Source organism: Variovorax sp. WDL1, assembly GCF_001541225.1.
Classification (GTDB): domain Bacteria; phylum Pseudomonadota; class Gammaproteobacteria; order Burkholderiales; family Burkholderiaceae_C; genus Variovorax.
Genome location: NZ_LMTS01000138.1, coordinates 22820 through 32482 on the forward strand (window position 1 = coordinate 22820; position 9663 = coordinate 32482).

Genomic DNA, 9663 nt, shown 5'->3' on the forward strand with positions numbered 1-9663 from the left:
TCACAAAACGACAGCAATGACGCAAGGAGCAGAGAACAGCATGAATGAAATCGATAGGAAGCAGGTGGAGACGCGCATGCTCCACTTGCTGCGTGCAAGGACGCTGATCTACCGGCGGGCCAAGAATGTCCAGGCGGTGGGCCTGATCATCTCGCTCGTGTTCCCGATCGTCGGCCTGATCGTGTCAGCGCTGCTCCTCCCGTCGAAGCCGTTCATTGCGTTTGCCGCCCTGATGTTCAGTTTCCTTGAGGTTCTGCTTCTCGATCGCTGGCACCGTACGCAGCTCAAGAACGCAGCGAAGCTGCAGGAGGATTTCGACTGCACGGTGTTGCGGATGGACTGGAACACCTTCCTCGTCGGCAATCGCATTGACCCTGAAGACGTCTTTGCCGACGCATGCAGGAAGCTCAGTGACAAGGACGAGCAACGGCTGATCAACTGGTATCCGCTCGCCGTCAAGGAGCTGCCGCTCCATTCGGCAAGACTGGTGTGCCAGCGCACAAATCTCTGGTACGACAGCGCTTTGCGCAAGCGCTACAGACGCGTTCTGTTGACAGGCTGCGTAGTGCTGATCGCAGGAGCTGGGGTCGTATCACTTGCCATCGATCACACGATGACGACCTTCGTCCTCTCCACGCTGGCTCCGATGACGCCGGTGATGATCTGGGCGCTCAGGGAATGCAACCGGCAGGCCGCGACCATTGAGTTGCTGGACCGGTTGAACGACGAGGTCAAGAAGCTCCTTGATCGCGCACGCAGCGGCGCCACGGAACAGGAGATCAGCATGCGTTCGCGCGAGCTGCAAGACGCCATCTTCAACCACCGCGCCTCCAGCCCATTGATCTTCGATTGGGTCTACAACCTCTTGCGCAGGCGTATGGAAGAGCAAATGAACGCTGGTGCCGACCAGTTGGTGAGTGAGCTGCGCACCGTTGGCAACGTGCGCTAAAGGCGGGTAGACGAATGAAGCTGATTCAAGACTTCAACGCCTTCCTGAACGACACAGTCAACCTCAACAGCACGCGCTTCGATCAGCTCGAAAGCAGCATCGAAGCCATCAAGACGGCGGTGCGAGGGCTGGACTGGAAGCCGTCCATCGTTGGCTTCGCCGCGCAAGGGTCTTGGGCTCACAAGACCATCATCAAACCGCTGCCTGGTGATCCGTTCGATGCGGATCTGCTGGTCTACGTGAAGCCCGTCGCAGGCTGGGAAGCAAAGGACTACATCAACGATCTGTATGCGGAGATGGGCAAGCTCGGTCTGTACAAGGACAAGATCAGGCGCTACTCGCATTGCATCACCATCGAATACGCCGGCGAGCGCAAGATCGACGTGGCGCCTTGCGTAAAGGAGCGCCTTTACACGGGTGTCTGGGAGGTGTGCAATCGCGACGCCAATCTGTTCGAAAAATCGAACCCGCTCGACTACACAGACTGGTTGATCGAACGCAACAGCATCTGCGGGAACAACAACTTCCGCAAAGCCACGCGGTTGCTGAAGTACCTCAGGGATATCAAGACCAACTTCACCTGTCCCTCGTTCCTGCTGACGACGCTGCTCGGCAAGCATGTGTACGCCTCCGACAAGGGTGGCGCGGGGTTCGAGGATGTTCCCACGACGCTCAAGACGTTGATCGATCGGCTCGATGATTGGCTGCAGGCCAATCCACTCAAGCCCACGGTGCGTAATCCCGTGCTGTTCGAGGAAATCCAAAGCACTGCCTGGGACGCCGCCAAGTACTTGAACTTCCGCTCGAAGATCAATCTGTACCGTGGCTGGATCGATGACGCCTACGACGAGCCAGACAAAGAGGAAAGCATCGGGAAGTGGCAGCGTGTGTTCGGTGAGGACTTCGCTGCTCGGGAAGCTGTAGAGAAGGCCACCAAAGTCAGCGAAGCTGCGCTGTCCGTCGTCCGGGGCAGTCCGGTGTCGGCTGGTGTCGCCGATCTGGTGGCGCTGGTGAAGAAGATTGGCCGAGCAGCCCTGCCAAGCGGCTTCGAACGTTTGCCCCACATGCGCCGCCCGCGATGGCGGGCGGCTTCCGGCACGAGGTTGACAGTGAATGTCACGGCGCAACTCTGGACCTCTCGCTATGGGCAGCAAGTTCGCCCGCTTGCGTCGCTCGCGCCTACGCAGCCGGGATACTGGGTCCGCTTCAATGCGAGCAACAATCTTGGACTTCCTTTCCCCGAAACCTATAAGGTCGACTGGCGCGTAACGAACACAGACGAGGTCGCGCGGCAGGCCAATGCGCTGCGTGGTGACTATTACCGTTCAGATGAGCCATTGGTTCGGTGGGAGCAGTTGTCGTATCGGGGCGTACATATGGTCGAGGCCTTCCTCATTCGCAAAGCCGACGATTCCCTTCTCGGAAAGAGTGATCCGTTCTACGTGGTGATCGAATAGCGGCGTGGAGTACTGTCGGTTTTGATGCGGTTGATCAAGGCTGGTGGACCTGACGCCGTGGTGGGCCCTGTCCACCGCGAGCAGAGATTTCCGATGAACGGGATGCAGGACAGCCTGTTCGACACCGGGACGGTTGCCCGAGGGACAGCAGCGGGTACTCGCTAGCTTCATGCCTCGGCAATCGGTTTGGGCGGGGCCGGCAGAGCATTCAGTTTTTCGCCTGTCTTCCTGAAGGCCCGATCGCGCGCCATGAAGGCCTCCAGCATGTGTGGCACCAGTGCCGCCGCGTCCACCCGCTCGCCGTAGGTCTGCGCATGCAGCGCCGCATAGCGGTCCAGCGTCGCCTTCAGCTCCGCCGACAGGGTGACGGTGAGCTTGACTGGCTCGCTCCTGGGCAACGGCCCGAGCCGCAGCTTGTTCGTGCTCATTGCGATAAGCCCCGCTGGAAGAACAAGGGCTGATAGGGGCGCAGGATCAGATCCTTGTTGACCATCACGCGCATCGGAAAGCCAGGCCGGATGGTGAGCGTCGGCTGAACGCTGAGGTTGCGCTTGGTGATCTCCTGCCCGACTTGGTTCACCGTGTCCTGCGCACTTTCACGGCCGGCGATGATCACGCGGTCGCCGGTACCGCCGCTGTTCGTGCGGGTCTCTGGAGCGGCCAGTTCGGCTCCGACACCCAGCAGCGTGGACAGCGCGGCGCCCGCGAGGATGCGGTCCCAATGCCAATCGACGCCATCTTCGAGACCTGCGTAGCCGGCCGGATCGATGCCCGGCAAACGGTCGAGCGCCACCGAAGACGTGTCCGGCAGGATCAGCCTCGTCCACACCAGCAGCACGCGCCGCTGTCCGAAGGCCACTTGGCTGTCGTAGCGGCCGATCAGGCGCGAGCCCTGCGGGATCAGCAGGTAGCGGCCCGTGGCGGTGTCGTAGACCGCCTCGGTCACATTGCCGATGACCTGCCCCGGCAGATCAGAGCTGATGCCCGTCACCAACGCAGCCGGGATGATGGTGCCCGCCATGACTTGGTACGGCGATGCCGGCAGTAGCAAGCCGCCGGGGTTGCGCATGGCGGTGTCGCCTGTCTTGGCAATGAAGCCTTCTTTCTGGTCCTGGCGGTTCTGCACGGCAGTGGGATCGGCCGGCTGCGCTGCCGCTGCGGGCGCCAGGGCGCCGGCCAGCGCATCGAAGGGCTGCGCGGCGCGGGCCACGCCGGCAGGCGCAGCCTGGGCAGGCTTGGCCCCGGCGCCGCCGGACGCACGGAAAAACACCCCCGAGCGTGCCGCCTCCTCCGCCGCCAGCTGCGCCGCATGCGCCGGGTCGACACCGCCGCCCGGCACGCGCGTCTCCATCGGCTGCTGCGACTTCACGATGGCCGGTCCCAGGTCGCCCGGCAGCGGCTCGCCCAGTTGGGGTACGGCAGGCCGTGCCGGTAGCCCGGCGTAGTCCTTGGGCAACTGGTCCAGGCTCTCGGCCTTGGCCACGCGATCGACGTTGTACAGCTCGGCGGCTGCATTGCGCTCGCGCTTGTGCGGCTGCAGCGACCACAGCGTCGCGCCGAGCACCATGGTGGACAGCGCGCCGGCGATGACCGCCAGCATGCGGCGATTCAGCCGAACGACCGGTCGCGGCGATGCGCGCAACGCCATCGTCTCAGGATCGGCCTTCGGCGGAACAGCGGCAGCTTCGCTCATGATCCGCTGCCCCCACCTGCGCGCACCACACCGTCGGTGCGCTCGATGCGCACCACCTCGGCCTTGCCGCCCTTGTAGCCGCCCAGGCGCAGCTCAGCCGCGCCGAACAGTCGATCCACCACGTAGTACGGCGCGCGGAAGCGGTAGTTCACGAGCTGGCCATCGCCTTGCTTCCCGGTGACGAACAGCGGCGGTAGCTCGCCCTGCGCGATGCCGCCAGGGAACTGGATGTAGACCTTTTGTCCATCGTCGAAGGCGCGCAGCGGCTTCCACGGCGGGCTGTCGCCGCCGATCGCATAGCGGAAGCGAATGTTTTCCAGCGACAGGCCCGCATCGACGGGCGCGGCCGCTTGCGCTTCGCGCGCCTGCTTCTGCAGCGCCAGCATGCGATCTTTCGGGTAGTCCCAGGAAACCGAGGCCATCCAGGCCTGTGGCGTCGAGGTCAACTCGACCAGATAGGTGCGCCGGTTGGTCGTGATGACCATGTTGGTCTTCAGCCCCGTACGCGTGGGCTTGACCATCACGTTCACGCGCTGCGCCGACCCGGTGCCGCTGGTCGTGTCGCCCACGATCCAGCGCACGGTGTCGCCGGCCGAGACCGTCACCAGTTCCTCGCCCTCCTGCAGCGCAACAACGGTGACACGGCCAGGGCTCGTATAGACCTGGTACAGCGCGCCGTCGGTGAAGGGCCAGACCTGGATTGCGTTGACGTAGCCCTCGCGTGAAGGCGCGATGCGGGCCTCGTCGTTGGCCTTGGACACGCGCAGCTTCTCGTCGGCAGGCTCGGGCGCAGGCGGCGGGGCATCTGCAGCCGGCAGCGTCTTCATCTGCGCCGGCAGCGGCAAGGGCTTGGCAACCTCCACCACTTCGACCGGCGCGGGTGGCTCGGGCAGGCGCTGCGCCTGCACCGGTTCGTCCAGCGTGATCGTGGGCGGCGGCTTGCCCTGCGTCGCGCAGCCAGAAAAACCGGCGACCAGCATTGCCGGCAACACGTAAAGGCGCAAATGGGAGATCGGTTGGTTCATGGCTTCTTTACTCCTTCGTTTGCATCGAGTTCACGGCTCCACGACAGCCCGTTGACGTAGATGCCCAGGGGGTTCTTGCGCAGCCGTTCCTCGGTGCGCGGCGGCTGCAGCACGATGGACAGCACCGCGGTCCAGCGCTCGGTGGTGGCCGGTGCGCCGTTGACGTAGCCGCGCTCGATCCAGCGCACCTGGAACGACGAATCGCTGGCGCGCACGACGCTGGTAACTTCCACGGCCACCGAGTTCTGGCCGATTCGCGAGAACGGATCGTTGGTGCGCGCGTAGTCGTTGAGCGTGGCGGCGCCCCGGTCGGTGGCGTAGTCGTAGGCTTCGAGCCAGTTGCGCCGCACGACGATGGGGTCGATGGAGAGGGACCGCACATCGTTGATGAAGCGCGCAAGGTGGTGCGCGATCTGCGCATCACCGGGCCGGTACGGCGTGGCGGCCTCGCCGACTGTGCGCACCTGACCCGCCTGGTCGACCTCGATCACATAGGGGGTGACGATGGACTGCGCGGAGCGCCAGACGAGGCCGCCGGCCATCAACAGCGCCAGGGTGAGGCAGCCGAAGGCCATCAGGCGCCAGTTCTTCGCCTGCACGCGGGCAGAGCCGATTCGCTCGTCCCACGCCTGCGCGGCGGCCTGGTAGGGGGTGACGGGCGCCGGCGTATCTGCGTAGCGCACCGGGGGTCGTGTGAATCTCATGAAGGGTTCTCCTTGGCTGTCCTTAACCGTCATCCCGCAGACTGGGACTGGCACCGCTGCCACCGCTGTCGCCCGAGCGCAGCGTGTGGGCGGCAGCGGTCGCGCCGTGTGCGATGCGCTGGTGACGTTGGAGCCGCTGCGCCCAGGCGGGCGGCGCCGTGGATGCAGCCGGCGCATCGGTCGCTACCGCGCTGGCCGTGGAAGCGGCAGACGGAGGCGCGGCCGCCTCGGCAACGAAGTTCGCGACGCGCTCGCGAACGGCCTTGGCGCCCGACGCAACGCGATCACCGACTGCTCCGGCGCCGCTGCGCGCGACATTGGCCAGGCCCGCGCCAGCGGCGCGCAGGCCGCTGCCTCCCGAAGCCGCAGCACCGGCTTCATAATCCGAGCGAGCGCCACCGGCGAGCGTGCTGGCCGAGCGGCCTGCAGCCGCTGCGCCGCCGATCACACCGCGCGCCGCCCCAGGCGCCATGCGCGCACCGGCCGCGACCGCCGCGCCTGCGCCCGCAACGGCGGCGCCACCGGCAACCGCGAGCCCTGCTCCGCCGATCAGCGTCCCGGCCGCCGCGCCAGCACTGAGTTGCGGTGCACCGGACACCAGTCCGGTGGCGATACCCGGCCCGAAGATGCCCAAGCCGAACAGCGCGAGCGAGGCGAGCATGATGGTGAGCGCGTGGTCGATGCTCGGCTCGGTGCCCGGCGGCGTCGTGAACTCGCCGAACAGACCCGTGCCGATGCCGACGATTGCGGCCAGCACCAGCACCTTGATGCCAGACGACACCACGTTGCCCAGCACCCGTTCGGCGAGGAACGACGTCTTGTTCCACAGCGCGAAGGGCACTAGGACGAAGCCGGCGAGCGTCGTCAGCTTGAACTCGATCAGCGTCACGAAGAGCTGGACCGCGAGCACGAAGAAGCTCACGATGACCACGAGCCAGGCCAAGCCCAGCACCGCGATCAGGTCGAGATTGGCGAACACCTCTGGGAAGCCCGTCAGGTCGCCGATCTGCGTCATGATCGGCCGCCCGGCATCGATGCCGACCTGCGCGAGCCGGCCCGGCTGCAGCAGCTGTGCCTGCGTCAGCGCAGAGCCCGAGGCGGTCAGGCCCAGGCCCGCGAACGATCGGAAGACGATGCCAGCCAGCGTGTTGAAGTTGCCGATGATGTAGGCGAAGGCTCCAACGTAGAGCACCTTCTTGATGAGCTTGGCAATCACCTCGTCTCCGCCACCGCCGCCGGCGTGGCTCATCGCCCAGAACAGGCCGGCAAGCGTCATGTCGATCAGCACCAGCGTGGCCGTCAGGAATGCGATCTCGCCGCCGAGCAGGCCGAAGCCCGAATCGATGTAGCGCGAGAGGACGTCCAGGAAGCGGTCGATGACGCCCACGTCGTTCATGACATCATTCCTTGGGCGCCGACTCTGCGGCCGGCGGCGCTGGCAGCGTCACCGGATCGGCGGCATAGGGGGAGCGGCCGCCGTCAAGAAAGCGCCGCCGCGTGGCCTCGGCCACGGAATTGCACTGCGCATCTCCGACCTCGGCATGGTCCGCCTTGCAGGCCTCGCGCAATTCCCGCAGGCGCTGGGGATTGGCGACCAGGGATTCGACGCTCTCGATGGGCAGAGGCTTCTTCTCGCAGGCGGCCAGCGCGACCGCGCAAAGGCAGAGGAGCAGGGTTCTTTGCATGGAGCTGTTCCTTTCAGTTGCCGTAGAAGTTGACGTTGACGGGCGTGTACGGCGTGCCCTCGCCGTGGAAGCGCCGGCGCACCTCGCGGGCCCGCTCCTGCACCGCGACCTGGCGTGCCAGTTCCAGTGCCGCGGCACGGTCCTGGGTGATCTGCAGTTGCTGCGCCTGCATCGCCTGGCGCGACTGCAACGCGAGCAGTTGGTTCGTCGCCTGCGTCGCCTGCAGCGCGCCCACGGCCGACTGGCTGCGGTTCACGAGATCCGTCAGCGTGCGCTCGTCGGCGGCGAAGTTCTGCACCGCCTGCGACTGGACCTTGGTGGCAGTGCGCAGCGCTTCGAGGGAGTGGGACCACCGCCTGCGTGCATCCAGCGCCATCTGCATGCCCGAGGTCGCGGCGCCGTACGAATCCGGGTAGAGGCTCCGGAACTCGGTCTCCATCTGCGAGACGTTGAAGGCGAGCCCCTGTGCCTGCTGGATCAGCTGGTTGGTCGCCGACAGCGTGGCCCGCAGCTCGGACAGTGCGCTGAAATCCAGGCTCGTTAGGTTCTTCGCCTGGTTCATCAGCGACTGCGCCTGGTTCTGCAACTGCTTGATCTGATTGTTGATCTGCTCCAGCGTGTTGGCCGCCGTCAGAATGTTCTGCGCTAGGTTGGTCGGGTCGATCACCACCCATTGCGCATGTGCGCCGGGTGCTAGACCGGTGAGCAGGGCCGCGGCAGCGGCCAGCAAGGTCTTCTTCATGGCTGAATCTCCTGAGGTGAAGGAAACGATGGAATGAGGTCAGCGGCCCACTCCAGACCGCAGTGGCGAAGCCAATGGACCGCGAAATCCTGTGCGCCGTGCGCCACGAGCACGGCATCGATGTCGCGCTGGTGCTCGGGAGTCGAGGCGCCCGCGAAAGCCAGCGCCACCGGCCCGAGGTCCAGGTCGAACACACGGTTGCCCAGACGCGACTGGTAGTAGTAGTCCTGTTTGGGCTGCGCCTGCGCGACGATCTCGATCTGCCGTGCGTTGAGCCCGAAGCTCTCGTAGATCGTGCGGATCTGCGGCTCCGCGGCCTGCGGGTTGGGCAGGAAGATGCGGCTTGCACAACTCTCCACGATCGCCGGCGCGATGGCCGAGCCCTGGATGTCCGCCAGGCTCTGCGTGGCGAAGACGACGCTGACGTTCTTCTTGCGCAGCGTCTTGAGCCACTGGCGAATGCGCGCCGCAAACGCCGGGTCATCAAGGAACAGCCACGCCTCGTCAAGGATCAACAGCGTGGGCGCGCCATCCAGCCGCTCCTCGAAACGCGCGAACAGGTAGCGCAGCACCGCCAGCGCGGCGGCCTTGCTGTGCATAAGTTCCTCCATCTCGAAGCCCTGCACGTCCGCACTGCCCAGCCGGTCGTGGTCGGCGTCCAGCAAGCTGCCGTGCGCCCCACCCAGCACATAGGGCGCGAGCGCCTGCCGCAGCGCGTTGGACTGCAGCAGCACCGACAGGCCGGTCAGGGTGCGCTGCTCCACCGGTGCGCTGGCCAGGCTACCGAGCGCGGACCAGACCGCTTCGCGTTCCTCCGGCCCGACGGCCATACCCTCCTGGATCAGCCGACCCTCAATCCACTCGGCTGCCCAGGTGCGGTAGCCCTGGCGGTCGATACGGGCCAGAGGCTGGAAGGCGATGGCGTTCTCGCCACTCGACTCGTCGGCCCGGCCCAGGTCGTAGTGCTCACCGCCCAGGCCCAGGACCGTCGCGCGGATCGACCGCCCCCAGTCGAACGCGAAGATGCGAGAGTCCGGGTAGCGGCGGAATTGCAGCGCCATCGTCGCCAGGAGCACCGACTTGCCCATGCCGATCGGGCCGACGACCAGCGTGTTGCCCACGTCGCCGATATGCGTCACGAGCCGGAACGGCGTCGCACCATCGGTGCGCGTCACGATCAGCGGCGGACAGTCCAGGTGCGCATTGCGCTCCTGCCCCGCCCAGACGGCGGACACCGGCATCATGTGCGCCAATCCCAAGGTCGAGACGATCGGTTGTCGCACGTTGGCATAGGCGTTGCCCGGGATGGAGGACAGCCAGGCCTCGACGACGTTCAGCGTCTCCGGGATGGTCACGAACCCTCGGCCCTGGATCGCCCGCTCCACCTGCCGCAGCTTCTCATCGGCGG

General features: G+C 65.7%; 10 protein-coding genes. 2 read left to right on the top strand and 8 right to left on the bottom strand.

Annotation, left to right across the window (positions count from 1 at the left end; translation table 11 throughout):
- Positions 1 to 40 precede the first annotated feature (40 nt).
- Together APY03_RS18785 and APY03_RS18790 are read left to right on the top strand one after the other, a co-directional pair.
- The gene (locus tag APY03_RS18785; protein WP_068678956.1) at positions 41 to 949 is read left to right on the top strand and encodes an S-4TM family putative pore-forming effector; all 909 of its coding nucleotides are present in this window, start codon (positions 41 to 43) and stop codon (positions 947 to 949) included.
- 14 nt (positions 950 to 963) lie between these two features.
- Positions 964 to 2406: an SMODS domain-containing nucleotidyltransferase gene (locus APY03_RS18790; RefSeq protein WP_068678958.1), complete on the top strand. Its 1443-nt coding sequence runs from the start codon at positions 964 to 966 to the stop codon at positions 2404 to 2406.
- Positions 2407 to 2573: 167 nt separating this feature from the next.
- Here the strand turns inward: APY03_RS18790 and APY03_RS18795 are convergent, their stop codons facing one another.
- The 8 genes from APY03_RS18795 to APY03_RS44075 all read right to left on the bottom strand — a co-directional run.
- Positions 2574 to 2834 carry a DUF2274 domain-containing protein gene (locus APY03_RS18795; RefSeq protein WP_068678960.1) on the bottom strand — a complete coding sequence of 87 codons (261 nt, stop codon included), beginning with the start codon at positions 2832 to 2834 and terminating at the stop codon, positions 2574 to 2576.
- Complete coding sequence (locus APY03_RS18800) at positions 2831 to 4099, bottom strand: TrbI/VirB10 family protein (protein ID WP_068678962.1); 1269 nt, start codon at positions 4097 to 4099, stop codon at positions 2831 to 2833. Before APY03_RS18800 ends, APY03_RS18795 begins: the two co-directional genes overlap by 4 nt.
- Complete coding sequence (gene trbG / locus APY03_RS18805) at positions 4096 to 5124, bottom strand: P-type conjugative transfer protein TrbG (RefSeq protein ID WP_068678964.1); 1029 nt, start codon at positions 5122 to 5124, stop codon at positions 4096 to 4098. The genes APY03_RS18800 and trbG overlap by 4 nt, the downstream gene beginning before the upstream one ends.
- On the bottom strand, positions 5121 to 5828 hold the full coding sequence (gene trbF / locus APY03_RS18810) for a conjugal transfer protein TrbF (protein WP_068678966.1): 708 nt from the start codon (positions 5826 to 5828) through the stop codon (positions 5121 to 5123). Before trbF ends, trbG begins: the two co-directional genes overlap by 4 nt.
- A 22-nt stretch (positions 5829 to 5850) precedes the next feature.
- Entirely contained in the window at positions 5851 to 7224 is a 1374-nt protein-coding gene (gene trbL / locus APY03_RS18815; protein WP_068678968.1) for a P-type conjugative transfer protein TrbL, read from the bottom strand.
- Between the two features lie 4 nt (positions 7225 to 7228).
- Positions 7229 to 7513 (bottom strand): EexN family lipoprotein, encoded by a 285-nt coding sequence (locus APY03_RS18820; protein WP_068678970.1) that lies wholly within the window; start codon positions 7511 to 7513, stop codon positions 7229 to 7231.
- Between the two features lie 13 nt (positions 7514 to 7526).
- Positions 7527 to 8255, bottom strand: a complete 729-nt coding sequence (trbJ, locus tag APY03_RS18825) for a P-type conjugative transfer protein TrbJ (RefSeq protein WP_068678972.1) — start codon at positions 8253 to 8255, stop codon at positions 7527 to 7529.
- Positions 8252 to 9663 (bottom strand): TraG/VirB4 family ATPase (locus APY03_RS44075; protein ID WP_443082831.1); only part of this gene is annotated, 1412 nt, incomplete at its 5' end. The genes trbJ and APY03_RS44075, both read right to left, overlap by 4 nt.

Bases quoted from the DNA above. Each gene is read 5' to 3' on its own strand.
- trbL (WP_068678968.1), bottom strand. From the start codon at position 7,224: ATGAACGACGTGGGCGTCATCGACCGCTTCCTGGACGTCCTCTCGCGC.
- trbF (WP_068678966.1), bottom strand. From the start codon at position 5,828: ATGAGATTCACACGACCCCCGGTGCGCTACGCAGATACGCCGGCGCCC.
- APY03_RS18820 (WP_068678970.1), bottom strand. From the start codon at position 7,513: ATGCAAAGAACCCTGCTCCTCTGCCTTTGCGCGGTCGCGCTGGCCGCC.
- APY03_RS18800 (WP_068678962.1), bottom strand. From the start codon at position 4,099: ATGAGCGAAGCTGCCGCTGTTCCGCCGAAGGCCGATCCTGAGACGATG.
- APY03_RS18790 (WP_068678958.1), top strand. From the start codon at position 964: ATGAAGCTGATTCAAGACTTCAACGCCTTCCTGAACGACACAGTCAAC.
- trbG (WP_068678964.1), bottom strand. From the start codon at position 5,124: ATGAACCAACCGATCTCCCATTTGCGCCTTTACGTGTTGCCGGCAATG.
- APY03_RS18785 (WP_068678956.1), top strand. From the start codon at position 41: ATGAATGAAATCGATAGGAAGCAGGTGGAGACGCGCATGCTCCACTTG.
- APY03_RS18795 (WP_068678960.1), bottom strand. From the start codon at position 2,834: ATGAGCACGAACAAGCTGCGGCTCGGGCCGTTGCCCAGGAGCGAGCCA.
- trbJ (WP_068678972.1), bottom strand. From the start codon at position 8,255: ATGAAGAAGACCTTGCTGGCCGCTGCCGCGGCCCTGCTCACCGGTCTA.